Annotated in this window: 13 protein-coding genes; 2 read left to right on the forward strand and 11 right to left on the reverse strand. The window is 62.9% G+C overall.

Annotated features, from left to right (window positions below; genetic code table 11):
• Positions 1–60: 60 nt before the first annotated feature.
• The 10 genes from Tam10B_RS05950 to Tam10B_RS05995 form a co-directional block, all read right to left on the reverse strand.
• A complete protein-coding gene (locus Tam10B_RS05950; RefSeq protein ID WP_093960340.1) occupies positions 61–1,608 on the reverse strand; it encodes an ABC transporter substrate-binding protein in 1,548 nt (515 codons plus the stop codon).
• Positions 1,605–2,534 carry an ABC transporter ATP-binding protein gene (locus Tam10B_RS05955; RefSeq protein ID WP_093960341.1) on the reverse strand — a complete coding sequence of 310 codons (930 nt, stop codon included), beginning with the start codon at positions 2,532–2,534 and terminating at the stop codon, positions 1,605–1,607. The genes Tam10B_RS05950 and Tam10B_RS05955 overlap by 4 nt, the downstream gene beginning before the upstream one ends.
• 2 nt (positions 2,535–2,536) lie before the next feature.
• A complete protein-coding gene (locus Tam10B_RS05960) occupies positions 2,537–3,403 on the reverse strand; it encodes an ABC transporter ATP-binding protein (RefSeq protein WP_093960342.1) in 867 nt (288 codons plus the stop codon).
• A gap of 1 nt (position 3,404) precedes the next feature.
• Positions 3,405–4,295 carry an ABC transporter permease gene (locus Tam10B_RS05965; protein WP_158214144.1) on the reverse strand — a complete coding sequence of 297 codons (891 nt, stop codon included), beginning with the start codon at positions 4,293–4,295 and terminating at the stop codon, positions 3,405–3,407.
• A gap of 14 nt (positions 4,296–4,309) precedes the next feature.
• A complete protein-coding gene (locus Tam10B_RS05970) occupies positions 4,310–5,254 on the reverse strand; it encodes an ABC transporter permease (RefSeq protein WP_093960344.1) in 945 nt (314 codons plus the stop codon).
• Between the two features lie 271 nt (positions 5,255–5,525).
• Positions 5,526–7,223, reverse strand: coding sequence for a PucR family transcriptional regulator (locus tag Tam10B_RS05975; protein WP_093960345.1), 1,698 nt, complete (start codon positions 7,221–7,223; stop codon positions 5,526–5,528).
• An 18-nt stretch (positions 7,224–7,241) separates the two neighbouring features.
• Positions 7,242–9,839, reverse strand: a complete 2,598-nt coding sequence (pepN, locus tag Tam10B_RS05980) for an aminopeptidase N (RefSeq protein WP_093960346.1) — start codon at positions 9,837–9,839, stop codon at positions 7,242–7,244.
• A 127-nt stretch (positions 9,840–9,966) separates the two neighbouring features.
• Positions 9,967–11,781, reverse strand: coding sequence for a ribonuclease J (locus tag Tam10B_RS05985; protein WP_093960347.1), 1,815 nt, complete (start codon positions 11,779–11,781; stop codon positions 9,967–9,969).
• 63 nt (positions 11,782–11,844) lie between these two features.
• Positions 11,845–12,750, reverse strand: coding sequence for a 4-hydroxy-tetrahydrodipicolinate synthase (gene dapA / locus Tam10B_RS05990; protein ID WP_093960372.1), 906 nt, complete (start codon positions 12,748–12,750; stop codon positions 11,845–11,847).
• Between the two features lie 155 nt (positions 12,751–12,905).
• On the reverse strand, positions 12,906–13,808 hold the full coding sequence (locus Tam10B_RS05995) for an ADP-ribosylglycohydrolase family protein (RefSeq protein WP_093960348.1): 903 nt from the start codon (positions 13,806–13,808) through the stop codon (positions 12,906–12,908).
• Between the two features lie 143 nt (positions 13,809–13,951).
• Between Tam10B_RS05995 and Tam10B_RS06000 the strand changes: the two genes are divergently transcribed.
• Both Tam10B_RS06000 and dapB read left to right on the forward strand, forming a co-directional pair.
• Entirely contained in the window at positions 13,952–15,265 is a 1,314-nt protein-coding gene (locus Tam10B_RS06000; RefSeq protein ID WP_143248563.1) for an MFS transporter, read from the forward strand.
• Between the two features lie 116 nt (positions 15,266–15,381).
• Positions 15,382–16,128 (forward strand): 4-hydroxy-tetrahydrodipicolinate reductase, encoded by a 747-nt coding sequence (gene dapB / locus Tam10B_RS06005; RefSeq protein ID WP_093960350.1) that lies wholly within the window; start codon positions 15,382–15,384, stop codon positions 16,126–16,128.
• A gap of 355 nt (positions 16,129–16,483) precedes the next feature.
• On the opposite strand, the gene Tam10B_RS12935 is transcribed toward dapB, so the two are convergent.
• Positions 16,484–17,488: a hypothetical protein gene (locus tag Tam10B_RS12935; protein ID WP_143248564.1), complete on the reverse strand. Its 1,005-nt coding sequence runs from the start codon at positions 17,486–17,488 to the stop codon at positions 16,484–16,486.
• Between the last annotated feature and the right edge of the window lie 235 nt (positions 17,489–17,723).

Raw genomic sequence — 17,723 nt, forward strand, 5'->3', positions numbered from 1 at the left:
TCGTGTAAGTTCGTGGTAGGTAATCACGTTCTGCGAGCGTCGGTTCACGCCGTTCCTGCACTACTCCCGTGCGATGGTGGTGTCGGCGAGCTTGTACTCCCCCAATGTGGTGACGGTGAAATCCTTCACCTGGTCGCGTACGGCGAACAGGCCGGGCTTATACACCAGTGGAATCTCGGGGGCCTCGTCGGCGATGATCTGCTGTACTTCGGCGTAGTACTTGAGTCTGGTCGCACGGTCGGAGTCGGCGGCGGCCTTGTTGATCAGATCGTCCACTTGGGGATTGTCGTATCCGGAGTTCACGTTCGCGCTGGACGAGAACATGTACTGCATCCATTCGTCGGGGTCGGAGATGTCGTTGGTCATCTCGAACATGGCCACATCGAAGTCGCCGGACGTGCGATTGGAATACACGGTGGTGGAGTCCAGCGTCTGCAATGTCACGTCCACGCCGAGTTCCTTCCACGACTCCTGCAGGATCTGCGCCAGCATCGACTTTTCCGGATCGCCGGACTGCACCTGGATCGTCAGCGAGAAATGTTTGGGAGCGTTCGACTTGGCGAGTTCGCCCTTGGCCTTCTTCATGCTGTATTGGAGGTCCTTCACGTCCTTGGAGTAGCCCATGAGGTTCTTCGACAGCATGGAGTTCGCCGATTCGGCCTGACCGTAGTACACGGCGCGCACGATGGCCTGCTTGTCGATGGCGTAGGCGAGCGCGCGGCGTACGTGCACGTCGTCGAGCGGCTTTTTGCGGTTGTTGAGGTTCACCCAGATCAATGATGTGGACGGGAACGATGCGACGTGCACGTTCTTGGTCTTGTTGAGCGCCGATACGGATACCGCGGTGGGGAATTCGTCGATCTGCGCCTGGCCGGACTGGACCATCTGACTGCGCGTGTTGGCGTCGGCCACGTATTTGAAGGTCACCGAGTTCAGCCGCGGCCTATTCTTCTCCCAGTAGTCGTCGTTTCGTACGAATCTGATGTAGTCGCCCTTCTTCCATTCGCCCACCTTGTATGGTCCGGTGCCAATGGGATGGGAGCGGAATTCGGTCTCGCTCATGCCGGCGAAGTCGGCGGGCATGATCGATATGGCGGACATCGATAGGTCGCTGAGCAGCGGCGCCCATGGTTCGGACAGATCGAGCCGTACCGTGTAGTCGTCGATCACGTCCACGCCGCTGATCGCCTCGAACAGGAACTGCCACGGCTTGTCGTCGCGGGCGGTGCGGGCGAAGTCGATGGAGAACTTCACGTCCTTGGCGGTCATTTCGGCACCGTTGTGGAAGGTCACGCCGTGACGCAGACGGAACGTCCATGACAATCCGTCGTCGGACTCCTGCCAGGATTCCGCCAGTCCCGGTTCCACGCCCGAACCGTCGGTCTTGTTGCGGGTAAGGGTCTGGTAGACCTGCTGGATGGCCCAGATGTCACCGTTGCTGTATCCGGTGGCGGGCAGCATGTCGGTGGTCTCCAGCGAGCGCGCCACTACCAAGTCCTGGGTGTCGGCCGCGGTCGATTGGGAGCCGCATGCCGCCATGGATACGGTCATCACCACGGCAAGCGCCACGGCCGCCGCCCTGCGCATCATCGATATCGTTCGCATCATGCCTGCTCCTTGTTCCGTTCCGCCGACAGTCGTTCCACATAGGCGCTAGACAGTTTGGGAATGGCGTCGATCAGCCGTCGCGTATACGCGTTCGTCGGATTGCTGAACACCTGCTCGGTGGGGCCTTCCTCCACCAGATCGCCGTGGTAGATCACATAGGTGCGTTCGCAGATGGAGCGCACGATGTTCAGGTCGTGCGAGATGAACAGGATCGACAGGTCGAGTCGTCGGTTGAGGTCCATGAGCAGGTTGATGATGCCCGCCTGCACGGAGACGTCGAGCGCGGCAGTGGGTTCGTCGGCGATGAGCAGCCATGGGCGTACGGCGAGCGCACGGGCGATGGCCACGCGTTGGCGTTGGCCGCCGGACATCTCCGCGGGCAGCGCGTCGAGCATTTCCGCCGGCAGTTCGACCAGGTTCATCAGGTATTCGCAGTAGTCGTCGGCCTGCGTGACCATGACCACCTTGTGGTAGAGGATCACTTCGCGCAGCATCTTGCGTACGGTCAGGCGCGGGTCGAGCGAGGCGTATGGGTCCTGAAAGACCATTTGGATTTCGCGCCATTGTTCGCGTGTGCGTTGGTGTCCGAGCTCGTGACCGTCGAATTCGATGACGCCCGTGTAGTTGTCGTTGAGTCCGACGACGGCGCGGGAGATGGTGGATTTGCCTGAGCCGGATTCGCCTACGAGTCCGACGATCTCGCCGAGATCCACATGCAGGTTGGCGTGTTTGACGGCGGTGAATCGGGTCTTGCGGCCGTGCTGGCGGGTGACGAATTCGATGTTCAGGCCGCGTACGTCGAGCAGTCGGGTCTGGCGTGGGCTTGGTTTGGAGGCGTCGCCGAAGGGGTTGATGATGCGCCCTTCGATGCCGGACCGTTCCGCCTTGGCTTCTGCCGTGGCGATCATGTCGTTCCATGTGGCCATGATCAGTCTCCCTTCTCGCTGGTCTTGTCGTCGATTGCGCCGGTGTTCGTCGCGGCCCGCATGGCGCCTTTGAGATATGGCGTGGAGCTGAGCAGCTGGCGTGTGTAGTCGTCCTGTGGGGTGTCGAATACGTCGCGCAGCGTACCGTCCTCCACGATCGAACCGTGATAGATCACGCTGAGTGTTTCGCACAGTTGGGAGACGACGGCCAGATCATGCGTCACGTACAGCAGTGCGGTGCCGGAGTCGGCGACGGATCGGAAGATGTCGAGGATCTGACGCTGGATGGTCACGTCGAGCGCGGTGGTGGGCTCGTCGCATAGCAGTACCTTGGGCTTGCAGGCGATGGCCGCGGCGATCATCACACGCTGCCGCATGCCGCCGGACAATTCGAATGGGTAAGAGTCGAACCGGTCCTCGGGATTGGTGATGCCCACGCTCGTCATGAGTTCGATGGCCCGGGATCTGGCGGCGGCACGGCTGAGATGCTCCTGCTCGCGCAGCGCGTCCACAATCTGCCAGCCGACCTTCATGATGGGGTTCAACGCCACGGCGGGCTCCTGAAACACCATGGACACACCCTTGCCGCGCATGGAGGAATCGTAGTTCGGCGCATCCGGTCCAAGCACTTCGTGTCCGCAGATTCGAATGAGGCCAGAGCGGTAGTGGGCGCCTTTGGAGAACAGTCCCATCACGGCGCGCAACGTCAGGCTTTTGCCGGAACCGGATTCGCCCACCAGACCGTGGGATTCGCCGGGACGCACGCGGATGGTGAGGCCCTTCACTGCGGGCACGCGTTCGCCGTGCTTGTCCACGTCGATGGTGAGATCGACGATTTCGAGTGCGTATTCGTAATCATGGGCGGTCATGTTAGCGCCTCACTTTCAGCACATTGGCAAGTCCGTCGCCGATGAACGACAGTGCCAGGGAGATCAGGACGATGACGATGGTGGGGATGACGGTGAGGCTGTAGACGCCGGCGGCGAGGAACTGCTGTCCGTCGTTCATCATCTGTCCCCAATCGGGGGTGGGTGGCACGATGCCGAGTCCGAAGTAGCTGAGCGTGACGATGATGCCGAGGTTCACCACGATGTCGCTCATGGCGTAGACGATGCCCTGCGAGGCGATGTTGGGGATCACGTGCCGGAACAGGACCCACCCGTCGGAGAAGCCTGACGCCTTGCAGCTGGCGATGAACTCGCGATCACGCAGGATCAGCGTCTCGCCGCGGCTGATGCGCGTGTATGGCACCCAAGAGACGGCGGAGATGGCGATGAAGATGGACATGCCGCCGTTGCCGAGCACGAACACCAGTACGATGACCAGCACGTAGAACGGGAAGGACGAGACCAGATCGGCGAGTCGCATGATCACGGTGGGCAACGGACCATCGAAGTAGCCGGCCACCGCGCCCAGGATAGTGCCGATCACCAGCGGTGTGAATACGGCCATGACGGCGACGAACAGATCAATGCGTCCGCCGTACAGCAGTCTCGCCCAGATGTCGCGCCCATACTGGTCGGTGCCGAGCGGATGCGCGGACGACGATCCCAGCATGGCCTCACGCAGGCTCTGATGCGTGGGATCGTAGGGGGTGAGCAGTGGCGCGGCGATGACGAGCAGTGCGATCAGCCCGAGCAGTACGCAGCCGATGACGATCTCGACGTTGACGTGGCGCCGTGTGCGTAGCTTGGTTCCGGTGAGCTTGATCCGGGCATAGTCCTTGCTGGCCTGAGCCACGGGAATCCTGGTTTCCGACATGTCGTTCTCCTCTCTCATCCACGTTTGGCGGCACGCGGATCGAGTGCGCCGTATACGAGATCGGTGATCAGGTAGACCAGCACCACGATGATGCCGAACACCACGGTGAGGGTCTGCACCACGGGAAGGTCGCGCTTCATCACGGAATCCATGAGCAGCTGGCCAAGGCCGGGGACCGCGAACACGTTCTCCACCACGAGCGTGCCTCCCACCAGGAATCCGACCTGGATGCCGAGCACGGAGACCGCGGAGATGGACCCGTTACGCAACGCGTAGTCGAACAGCACGGCGTGGGAGCTCAGCCCCTTGGCCCTGCCGAAGTTCACGTATTCGCTGTTCACGGAGTCCTGCAACGACTGCGTGAGGCTACGGATGATGATCGGCGCGATGGAGACGGCCACCGCGAACGAGGGCAGGACGAGCGCGGCGATATCTACTCCTCCGGAGACCGAGCCGATGGGGAACCATCCAAGCTGGATGGCGAAGATCTGCAACAGGATCGCGCCGAGGAAGAACGTGGGCCATCCCTGTGCCACGGCGTTGAGCACGCGAACGAATTCGGTCACCACGCGCGAACCGCTGGTGGCCACCCAGACGCTCAGTGGCAGGGCGATGAGCACGGCGAATACCGCTGCCAGCACCATGATGATCAACGTGACCGGCAGACGAGTGGCAATGAGTTCCGACACCGGCGCCTTGGCGGAATATGAGGTGCCGAGGTTCCCGGTGCACAGATCGCCGAGGAATCGCAGATACTGTCGCCAGAGCGGATCGTTGAGCCCCCAGGATTCACGCAGCGCGGCTAGCGCCTGTCTGCTGGCCTTGGGGCCGAGCGCCTGCACGGCCGGGTCTCCGGGGGTGAGCTTGAGCAGGAAGAAGGTGAGTGTGGCGCAACCCCATACGGTGGGGATGAGCAGCAGCAGTCGTTTTCCTATGTATAGCCATTTCAATCCACTCATGGTCCTTGCTTCCTCTCGTATAGGGTTCTGTACGGGATTGTTCCTCGCCGGGAAGCCTTGGACAATGGACGATCAATACAGTTGATTCACGATAATGGACACTATATCCATCAATGCATTGGTGTGAAACAATGCCTATCATATGGATGATGATGGCCGATAACCGTTGGAATTACAGACGATTCGTGTGATTCCGCCGATGTCGGCACACCATTGTGCGTAACATGCGGAACACATGACCGCAGAAAGAATCTAACGTGGAATTTACATGTCAGCCGCGTAGGAACGAACAGGCGATCCACAGCCTCACGCGCGACGCCTCCTGGCCAAGATCCAATCCGAGCAGACGTTCGATCTTGGCCAGACGATTCTCCACGGTATGACGATGCACGCCGAGCGCCTTGGCCGTGGCACCCACGTTGAACGAGACGGCAAGCAGCTCGCGGATGGTCACCATCAGCGCGTCGGATTCCTGCCGCGGCAGTCGGCGCAGTGGCCGAAGCAGTTCGACGGCGTAGGCGGTCGCCAGTTCCGAGCGAATCAGTTCATGCGCGGAAAGGTCGATGAGCGTTCGCTCGCCGCCCAGACGGTTGCGATGCATGTCCTGCACGGCCGGAGCGAAGCATTCCCCCACGGAACGCCATGAAGGACATGTCGCGGAACCGCAGTAGCAGTCGTCGCGCGTGCACAGGGCTCCCAATACGGTCGACGAGTCGTCCTCGCCGACGATCAGCCACAACCGTCGATCATATATGCCGAAGACCGCCGCGCCGGAGCCGGGCATGGGGTCTGCGCCGGCATCTAGACGCTCATACAGTCGTTGTACGGCGTCATCACCATCCACACAGATCAGCCGCAGCGGCGGTCGTGGCATGGACGGCCAGAGCTCGCCTATCATCGTCAGCATGGCGCCGCTGTGGCCGTCGGCGAGCGCGGAGAGCACCGCAGTGCGCAGCCGGCCGATGCGTCGTGCCGATGATTGCAGTCGCGGCACGATGACCGACAGCACGTCGGCAGCGATCATGGTCAGCGAACGTAATTGCACGTCAGTGCGTGCGTCCTGTGGTGCGGCGATCACGATGATGCCGGTGAGCACGCCGCCGGGCGCGCCGTCGGATGGGGCACGGACCGCGCATGCGCAGTGGCTGTGGCCGTTCTGCGTGCCGAACACGGTGGTCAGTCCCGGGTTGGCGTGTGCCTGCGCGGCTTTGGAGGCGAGGCGCATGGCCCAGTCCTGGGCCTGTTTGCCGAAGGTGCGGTTGGAGATGTCGATCACCGTGCCGTCGGCGTCCACATAGGCCGCCCATCCTCCGAGTAGCCGGGCTGCGGCCGTGATCACGCCGTGAAGCGGGTTATCGTCGGCCGCGGCCTTGAGCATCTGCCGTTGCATGAGCAGGGACCGGCGCATGGTCTCGTCGTGGCGGTCGGCGATGGCCTGCGAGACGGTTTTGACGACGGCGAGGAACGGGATTTCCAATGGCACGTCGAACATCGGCAGTCCCGCGCGTGACGCCGCGTCGATGAGGGCGGCCGGCGCGGCCGGATGCTTGACGCCCACGCCGAATCCGACGGCGAGCACGCCGGCCTGTACCAGCTGGGAGATGTAGCAGTCGCACCACTGCCGGTATGCCTCGCGTTCGTCCGTGAAGCGGGCGGGCAGTCCGACGGCCTTGCGCGCGGACACCAGCAGCGCGTGATCGTCGTCGGCGTCCATGGATTCCGTGGGGAAATTCGTGCCGGTGGTGAGCAGCACCTCGCCGGGCTCGCTCCACATGGCGATGTCGGCGATCTCGGCGGGGTGCACCCAGGATATGGGTCGATCGAGCGCGCCGGGCTCTCCGGGGCAGGTCAGTCGCAGACCCAGCCCCGGTTCGTCGAGCAGTCGACGAAGCGTGATGCCGTCGGGCGTCTGGTCACGCTTCGATGAGGCGACGTTCATGTCGTTCGCGATTCCGGCCGGTTTCTCCATGGATCCACGGATCCGCTACTACTGCAAGGACTCGTTGTAGCGCTGCACGGCGAGGGTTCGCTTGGAACCGGCGAGGTTCTCGACGACGAGGCGCTTCAGCGCACGGTCGGCGTCCTCGTGGGCGGCGAGCCACTTGTCGCCGGCGGCCACCAGCGCGGCCGGGTCGGCGTAGCCCGGGTACAGACCGTTTAGCAGCGTTTCCGCCATGTGGTAGGTCTTGTTCTTCCACACCCAGTCGATCACGTCGAAGTATTCGCTCACGTACGGGTCGGCGAGTTCGCGGCTGTCGGTGCCGGAGAACGCGTATGCCACGGCCTCCATCTGCGAGTTGGTCAGATCGTCGTTGTGCAGGGACTGGTCCCATGCCCAGCGCTTGGCCTCCACGGTGTTGATCGCGGCCTTGGCGCCCACGGCGAACTCACGGTTCTCGGTGGTGTCGCGGCGGGCCAGCTCCTCGTCGATGCCGGCGGCGTCGATGAGTCCCTGATCGGCGAGCGCGTGGACGAGCGACCAGCGCAGGTTGTTGTCGATGTCGAGTCCGGGCAGCGTGAGCGTGCCGTCGAGCAGTCCGCGCACGTGGGATTCGAACGCGTCGTCGTGACCGTAGCCGAGGTAGGCCTTGAGCAGCTGGAACTGGTTGTCGGAGCCGGCTTCGGCGGCGAGCGTGAGGGCCCACAGCTGTTCGGACACGTCCTTGAGCACGTCGGCGCGGCGAGCGGACGCCACGTAGTGGTGCGCGGTGGTGCTCACCTGGGCGATCGCGTAGCGGAAGGTGGTGGATTCGGTCTCGCTGGCAAGGACCTTGAGGCTCACAGCGATGAAGTCCTCGGCGGGCAGTTCGCCGTCGCGGGTCATGTCCCACAGACTCAGCCAGACCACGGCGCGGGTGAGTGCGTCGGCGAAGCGGTGGAGGTTCTTCAGGGCGAAGTCGAGCGAGGCGGCGTCGAGACGCAGCTTGGTGTAGGTCAGGTCGTCGTCGTTCACCATGATGAACGCCGGACGCTTGGCGCCTTCCGCTTCGGCGACCTCGGTGAGCTCGCCGTCCACGTCGAGTTCGATGCGCTTGGTGCGTACGACCTTGCCGGATTCATCGACGTCGTAGAAGCCGACGGCGAGGCGATGCACGCGCAGCACGTCATGCTCGGCGGGCGCGCTCTGGCGCAGCGCCAGTTTGGTAATCGTGCCGTCGGCGGCGGTCTCCAGTTCGGTGGCGATGGTGTTGATGCCGGCGGATTCAAGCCACTGGCGGCTCCATGCCGTCAGATCGCGACCGCTGGTCTTCTCGAGTTCGCCGAGCAGATCGGCCAGTGTGGCGTTGCCGTACGAGTGGGCGGTCAGATAGTTGTGGATGCCCTGGAAGAAGCGTTCGCGGCCCACGTAGAACACGAGCTGCTTGAGCACGGAGGCGCCCTTGGCGTAGGTGATGCCGTCGAAGTTCACGTACGTGTCGTTGAGGTCGTTGATGGGGGCGACGATCGGATGCGTGGTGGGCAGCTGGTCCTGGCGCAGCGCCCAGCTCTTCTCGCCGGCGCAGAACGTGGCCCAGTCGTTCGACCAGTCGGTGGCCTCCGCGGTGGCGAGCGTGGACATGAATTCGGCGAACGACTCGTTGAGCCACAGGTCGTTCCACCACTTCATGGTCACCAGGTCGCCGAACCACATGTGGGCGAGCTCGTGCAGGATGGTCTCCACGCGGCGGTTGGCCAGCGCGTCGGTCACCTTGGATTCGAACACGTAGGAGTCGCGGATCGTCACGGTGCCGATGTTCTCCATGGCGCCGGCGTTGTATTCGGGCACGAACAGCTGGTCGTACTTGGCGTACGGGTAGGGCACGCCCCACTGTTCGTTGTAGAACGCGAAGCCCTTCTTGGTCACGTCGAACAGGTAGTCCACGTCCTTGGCCATGGCGTCCTTGAGTGCCTGACGGCAGTAGATGCCCATGGGCACGGTGCGACCGTCCTCGTTGGCGTATTCGGTGTGCCAGCTGGCGTACGGGCCGGCCACCAGTGCGGTCAAGTAGGAGCTCATCACGGGCGTGGTGGCGAACGTCCAGCGACGGGAGGTCTCGGCGGACTTGTCGCCGAGCGTGCCGGGCTCGGTCGTCTGGTCCACGTCCTCGACGGATGCCACGGTGCCGATGGAGATGACGTCCCACGACTTGGGCGCGGTCACCGTGAAGTCGAACGTGGCCTTGATGTCGGGCTGGTCGAACACGGCGTACATGCGGCGGGCGTCCGGCACCTCGAACTGCGTGTACAGGTATACATTGCCGTCGGAGGGGTCCACGCTGCGGTGCAGACCCTCGCCGGTGGTCGAATAGCGGCACAGCGCCCTGACGACGACCGTGTTGTGTTCGGCGAGATCGGCGAGCGCGACGCGCGAGTCGTCATAGACCGCGGCGTCGAGTACGGTGCCGTTGAGCGTGACGGATTCGACGGAGTCGGCGATCAGGTCGAGATAGGTCGTCTCCCCCGGCTTGGCGTCGAAGGTGACGGTGGTGTTCGACATGAAGGTCTTCGCGCCCTTCGTCAGATCAAGGTCGACCGTGTAGGCGGCGTTCGAGACGATGCCCGCGCGCTCCTCGGCTTCGGTTCTGGTGAGATTTGCTCCCGGCATGGATTCCCCTTCCTTGTTCGTTTGCATGTCGCCATACATATTGCCGCATGCATATGCCGCGTATATATACAACGCTCCCCTCCGTAGGGCGGAGGGGAGCCGATGCGTGATATGGCCGTGGTGCCGGCTACTGCTGGTCCACGTCCTGGGCGATGTCGGCCACGACGGGCACGATCATCGGACGACGGTGCAGCTTGCGGGCGACCCAGCTGCCCAGCGTACGGCGCATGATCTGCTGCAGCTGGTGGGTGCTCTTGGTGCCCTGCATCATGGCGTCCTCGAGGTTCTGCACGATCTGCGACTGCACCTGCTTGAACTCGCTCTCGTCCTCGGCCACGGCGTTGAGGTAGATCTTCGGGCCGTTGACCACTTCGCTGGTCTCGGTGTCCACCACCACGAAGCTGGAGACAAAGCCCTCGGTGCCGAGGATGCGACGCTTCTCGAGCTCGTCGTCGGTGAGTTCGCCGACCGAGTCGCCGTCCACGTACACGTAGTTGCACGGCACGGAGCCGACGATCGCGGCCTGACCGTGGTAGAGATCCACCACGTCGCCGTCCTCGGCGAGCACCACGTTCTGCGGATCCACGCCGGTCTTCACGGCGATCAGGCCGTTGGCGACCAGATGGCGGTTCTCGCCGTGGATCGGCATAGCGCACTTGGGCTTGACGATGTTGTACATGTACAGCAGCTCGCCCTCGTTGCAGTGGCCGGACACGTGCACAGCCGCGTTGTCGCGGTTCACCACGCGGGCGCCCAGCTGCACGAGCTTGTTGATCACCTTGTACACGCCGTGCTCGTTGCCCGGGATCAGGGAGCTGGCGAGGATCACGGTGTCGAACTCGTTGACCTTGATGTACGGGTGGTTGCCGTCGGCGATGCGGCCGAGCGCGGCCATCGGCTCGCCCTGGGAGCCGGTGCACATGAAGACGAGCTTGTCGTCCTGCACGTCGTCGGCCTGCTTCATGTCGATGACGGTGTTCTCGGGGATGTGCAGATAGCCCAGATCGGAGGCGATGCCCATGTTGCGAACCATGGAGCGGCCCACGAACACCACCTTGCGGCCGTACTTGTGCGCGGCGTCGACCACCTGCTGCACGCGGTGCACGTGGCTGGAGAAGCTGGCGACGATGATCTTGCGCTTCGCCTCGGCGAACACGCGGTCGAGCGCCGGGCCGATGGAGGTTTCCGGCTTGACGAAGCCGGGCACCTCGGCGTTGGTGGAATCCATCATGAGCAGATCGACGCCCTGCTCGCCCAGACGGCCGAACTCCACCAGATCGGTGATGCGGTGGTCGAGCGGCAGCTGGTCGAGCTTGATGTCGCCCGTGTCGATGAGGCTGCCGGCCGGGGTCTTGACGAACACGGCGAGCGCATCGGGGATGGAGTGGGTCACGGTGACGAACTCGAGGTTGAACGGACCGACCTTGAGACGGTCGCGGCCCTCGACCTCCACCTTGGTGGGGTTGAGGTGATGCTCCTTGCACTTGGCGTCCACGAAGCCGAGCGTGAGCTTGGAGCCGATCAGCGGGATGTCGGGACGCAGCTTGAGCAGGTAGGGCACGCCGCCGATGTGGTCCTCGTGGCCGTGCGTGAGCACCAGGGCCTCGACCTTGTCGAGACGGTCCTTGATGTAGCTGAAATCAGGCAGGATGAGATCGACGCCCGGCTGTTCCTCCTCGGGGAAGAGCACGCCGCAGTCGATGAGCAGCAGGTGACCGTTGTATTCGATCACGTTCATGTTGCGGCCGATCTCGCCCAGACCGCCCAGCGGCACGATGCGCATGGAGCCCTTGCGGTACTTCGGAGGAGCGATCAGCTCCTGCTGCTGGGGCTTGGACTGCTGGGCGGGCTTGCGGCCGCCGCGACGGGAGCCACCGCTCCTGCGGGATCCGCCGCGCTTCTTGTTGTTGGAATTGGTGTTCTGGTTTGTTTCTTTGGCCATTCTCTTGTTTTCTGTTGTTACTTGCCCCCGCCTATACGGGAGCGACGCTTGGTTGGTCTGCGATCAGAGCAGACCGGCAGCGCGCATGCCGGCTTCGGCCTTGGCGATCTGCGCCGCATTGGGGCCGATGTTGGGCAGACGCATGGTGGTGTCGGGAATGTAGCCCTTGACCTTGCAGGCGGCCTTGGCCATCACGGCCTGATAGCCGTCGCCGTTCAGGGAGTGCACCAGCGGCGCCAGCTGGTTGGCAAGACGGCGCGCGGTGGCGATATCACCCTCGTTGAAGGCCTCGACGAGCTGACGCATCGGGTTGCTGGCCACGTGGGCGATCACCGAGATGATGCCGACCGCGCCGATGGACAGGAACGGCAGGAACAGGCCGTCGTCGCCGGAGTACCATGCCAGTCCGGTGCGCTGCTGCTTCTCGACCGCCGCGGCGAGATCGCCGGTGGCGTCCTTGACGGCCTTAACATGCTCGAGCTCGGCGAGACGATCGTAGGTCTCGACGGACACCTTCAGTCCGGTGCGGCCCGGCACGTCGTACACGATGATCGGCTTCTCCGCAACCTCATCGACGGCCTTGTAGTGGCCGACGACGCCCTCCTGGCTCGGACGCGAATAGTACGGCATGACGACGAGCACGGCATCCGCGCCCGCCTCCTGGGTCTGCTCCACCATGCGCACGGTGTGCGCGGTGTCGTTGGAGCCGGCGCCGGAAATCACCGGCACGTCCACGGCTTCCTTGACGGCCTTGACCAGCGCCACCTTCTCATCCATGTGCGTGACCGGGGATTCACCGGTGGTGCCATTGACCACCAGGCCATCGGCGCCATCGGCGACCAGATGCCGGGCCAGAGCCTGAGCGGCCTCGTAATCCACGTGGCCGTCAGCGGTCATCGGCGTGACCATGGCGGGAAGGATGCGCCCGAACGGGGCAGGGTCAAGAAGATGCATAGTACCGTCACTCATATCGCTTACCGTACTTCGGATTGTGGACTCGGACACGGCAATGTCCATAATCCGCGAGTGCGGATAACCGCGATTCCATTGCCGTGCCCCAGCCGGCGATACTCGGTTTCGGATCCGGTCACGAAGCCGTCCTTGATCGCCCGTTCGCCCGACTTCTACTCCGCGGATTCGGGCTGCCAGTCGGGCAGCGACGAGACCGCCTTGCCGATCCATTGGTCCAGCAAATTCGCACCGCGTATCTCACCGGCCCATGGATTGGCGTCGAATCCGTAGACGATGCCGGCGAGCGCCCCGGCCACCGCCGCCGTGGTATCGGAATCGCTGCCCAGATTCACCGCCGCACGCACGCAGTCGGCATAGCAGTCGGTCGTCACCAGACACCAGAACGCGGCCCTGAGCGTATCGAGCACGAATCCCCCGGACCTGATCTGGTTGCGGGGCGCAGTGCGGATGTTCTCCAGTCCGGCGATCCCGCAGGCCTTGTCGATCGCCGCGATCCGGCGCGCACGCACTATTTTGCCGTCTCCGGCAGGCGTGCCGGACAACCATCCATCCGATTCCGCGATCAGCAACCGTGCGGCATGGATGAACCGCACACATGCGCTCGCGCTGATCTCATGCGCATGGGTGACGGCGCTCGCCGCGCGGATGTCGTCGTCGGAGCAGTCGACGAACGCCAGCGGGATGATGCGCATCAGGCTGCCGTTGCCGTTGTCACGCTCGCCGGTCTGCCCCTTGCCGCTGCCCAGAGCGATGCTGGTCGTGTTGCCGATGTCGAACACGTCGCCGTCGGGCGTGTATTCGCCGTTTCGCGCCCATGCAAGGAACTTCCCCCGCATGTCGTCGGCATTCACCACACCGTTGGTGTCGGCCAGAGAATCGAGCGTGCCGAGCATCATCGCGGTGTCGTCGGACCAGGTGCCGGCCGGCTTGTAATGGGTGCCATTGCCGATCATGTCGGTGCACTGGAAGGAATCACGCGACTTGAACTCGAACGGCACACCAAGCGCGTCGCCGACCGCCTGTCCATACACCGCACCCCTGAGTCGTGCAGACATTACATCATTCAACATTTCATACCCCCTTCATCTCGACGATCATTGTCATTCCTTATGGTAGCCGCCCACACAAAGGGTGGCAGAATTTTGCAGTCGCCGAACAAAACCGCTGCCATACGCAATCACGGCGATATGATGTGCGGGTGAGTGAGAGTGAAAACAGGGCACATTCGTCCGAGCAATCCCCACGACTGGGCGGCGGCAAGGCGTACGCGATGTGGGGCGTGGCCATGGCCGGCTACGTGTTCGCCGTCACCTGCCGCTCGTCGCTGTCCGCGACGGGCATCGAGGCGGCCCATCATTTCGGCACCACCAGCACCGCGCTATCGATGTTCCTCTACCTGCAGCTGTTCGTCTACGCGATCATGCAGATCCCGGCCGGCGTGCTACTCGACCGGTTCGGCGCACGCAAGCTCATCGCCACGGGCGGCCTGTTCATGGCGGTCGGGCAGGCGCTCATGGCCATCGCCCCCGTGACCGCGCTCGCCATCGTTGGCCGAGGTATCGTCGGCATGGGCGACGCGATGACGTTCATCTCCGTGATCCGTCTGGTGTCCGCATGGTTCCCATTCCGCCGTGTGCCGCTGATGAACCAGCTCACCTCCATGCTCGGCGGCATGGGGCAGATCATCTCCATCTACCCGTTCGTCTGGCTGCTGAATCTGACGAACTGGCAGATCGCGTTCCTGTCATTGACCGGCGTGGGCGTATGCATCGCCGCCGCCGTGCTGATGGGCGTACGCGACGATCCACGACAGACCGGCCGGCATCACGAGCGACCGCAGGGCGGACTGCGCGCGGCGATGGGCGGGCTCAAGGCGGCGTTGAAGACGCCCGGCACGTTCTGCGGATTCTGGGTGCACGCCACCACCTGGTTCTCCATCAACATGATGAACCAGCTGTGGGGATTCCCGTTCCTGCTCGCCGTGGAGCACTATTCGCGCGAGCAGGCCAGCGCCTACCTCGCCATCGGCATGGTGATCAACGTGGCGTGGGCGCTCATCATGGGCCGCGTGGCCGGAATCCATCCCATCCACGGCCGTGCGGCGATCGTATACATCACCGTGGGCGCGCAGATGATCTGCTGGACCATCCTGCTGCTGACGCCGGGTCCGCATCCCACGTGGTTCATGGTGCTTCTGCTGCTGGCCATGTCGAGCGGCGGCCCGGCGTCCAACATCGCGTTCGACTTCGCGCGCGACACGAACAATCCCACCAATCTCGGCGCGGCCACCGGATTCGCCAACACCGGCGGATTCCTGTCGTCGGCGATCGTGTTCCTCGGCGTGGGCATGCTGCTCGACGCGCAGGGCGCCACCAATCCGAACCTGTACACCGATCACGTGATGCGCGTGGCCGTGCTCATCCAATACCCGCTGTGGATTCTCGGCCTGACCGCGTTCACGATCATGCTGCCGCGCACCATACGGATACTGCGCACGCGGTTCGACCGGTGACGTCGGCGTGGGATTCGACCGGTGATGATAGACACGTACATATCAGCAATACCGTTGCGGATGACGATGTTCGGCGTCGTCGAACATCATTCGATGAACAAACAAAGGAGATACCGATGATCAAGGTTTCCGTGATCGGCGCCAAGGGCCGCATGGGCGGCAACGTGGTCAACGCCGTCAACCAGGCCGACGACACCGAACTGGCACTCGCGCTCGACGCCGGCGACGATCTGACGCAGGTGAACCCCGACAACACTGACGTGGCCGTGGAGTTCACCGTACCGTCCGTGGCGCTCGACAACGTGCTCGCGCTGATCGGTCAGGGCGTGGACGTGGTGGTGGGCACCACCGGCTGGACCGACGAGAAGCTCGACCAGGTGCGCAAGGCGCTCGCCGAGGCACCGCGCGCGGATCAGGCCGTGTTCATCGCGCCGAACTTCGCCATCTCCGCAGTGCTGGCCGACTACTTCGCAGGTCTGGCCGCCAAGTACTTCGAATCCGCCGAGGTGGTGGAGCTGCATCATCCGAACAAGGTGGACGCCCCGAGCGGTACCGCCATCCACACCGCGCACACCATCGCCGACGCCCGTCGCGCCACCGGCCTTGGCCCCATGCCCGACGCCACGGAGACCGATGGCGGCTCTCGCGGTCAGGTGGTCGACGGCGTGCACGTGCATGCGGTGCGTCTGCGCGGTCTGAACGCGCACGAGGAGGTGCTGCTGGGCAATGCCGGCGAGCAGCTCACCATTCGCGCCGACAGCTTCGACCGCGGCTCCTTCATGCCCGGCGTGCTGCTCGCCGTGCGCAACGTGTCCGCGCATCCTGGACTCACCATCGGCCTCGACAAGTTCCTCGACCTGTAGACCGAAACGCAACACCGCACCAATTTGGTAGTCCGAACGCGATACCGGCATGGTTCGGATGCGGTCATGCAGCCCAACTTGGTAGTCGAAACGAGACACTTTCCCGATTTGGGAGTCGAAACGAGACAGATCAGACGCCTTGTGCGCGCTCACACTGTCGCGTTCCGACTACCAACTTCGTTTTGACTCCCAAAATGTCCGCTACCGACTACCAAAGTACCCGCATTCGACTCCCAAAATGTCGCGTCCGGACTACCAAACACAATCAGCCATGGCATCATTTGCACGAGCCGAAGGAATACATTCGAGTTTCCCGGAGAACGAAACGATGAGACGCCAGCTTCGATCATCGTCGTCACCGACCGCCGATCAATGACGCGATCCTCGGATAATCAGGATTCCTCGGAACTCCGGCAAGCTCCAGTTTCCTTCGCAAAGTTCCGTCATACACATCGTTCATCGTGAAATGTACGACGGTATGTACGCCGGCCAAATACAGATTGCCGTCACGGTTCTTCTCCTCCAGCACCTTGTCGACCGAATCCCGACCATTCAGCATCTGCACGTCAACATACTTCTGTCGCCCGTCAAGCTCCGCCACGATCAGATTCCCATCGTCGGCGGTCCAGCAGTAATCCGCATACATGGCGCCGCCCTTCACCGGATCGACGAAACGCCGCTGCAGATCGGGAGGAAGGAAACCCCACTGGATCATGTATCCGCGCGCTATGGATTCGCCTCCGTTGGCGCTTGACGGATCGGCGTGATGCAGTACGACCATCGCACGTCCACCGCCATATTTACCGGTTCGTTGCGAACAATACCGCCGCAGATGATCGTGCGTCTGATCGATGTCCGTGGCATACAGTTGCAAGGATTTATCGACGATGGCCAAAGCCTCCGGATATTGCAGCAATCGGGCGCAATCGAACACCGTTTCCGTAAGCGACGTGACGGGAATTCCCTCATGTTCGACCGATGAATAATTCTTACGCTGATGAAAACGGATTCTGGAACTATCACGATTCTTGCAATGCGTGTGCCTCACCACATGAATGTCACTGCACAATGTCGTCGAATCCGTGAGCCCCCAGACCACGGCCGCCGACGGACCGCAGTACGTCCAGCCCTTCTGACGTCGATGACGATGCGCATCCGTTCGCAGTATGTGCAGCAACCGCTCCCGAACCGACAAGGCATTCCAATATTGCGGATCGGCGTAGAATCGCGGGAACGGCGTGCAGATGATGCCTGATTTCAGATGACGTTGCAGACGGGTTCTCTCCGTACCGTTGCTGGCGTATGCGCATCGTAGTTCCTGATGCGCGGTTTGAATCATGCTTTCCGTCGTGGTTCCCATGACGGCACGATAGATACGGGGCGATCGTCTTCACCACTGCCTTAGATGAATGTGGTCGAACGTATCCCCCGCCTTGAGGTGCCACACGCTGCGACGAGCACACAATTTGGTAGTCGAAACACGACACCACATCAACTTGGGAGTCGAAACACGACACCGGCAGGGTTCGGATGCGGTCATGCAGCCCAACTTGGTAGTCGAAACGAGACACTTTCCCGATTTGGGAGTCGAAACG

The organism is Bifidobacterium vansinderenii (assembly GCF_002234915.1).
In the GTDB taxonomy this organism is placed as follows: domain Bacteria; phylum Actinomycetota; class Actinomycetes; order Actinomycetales; family Bifidobacteriaceae; genus Galliscardovia; species Galliscardovia vansinderenii.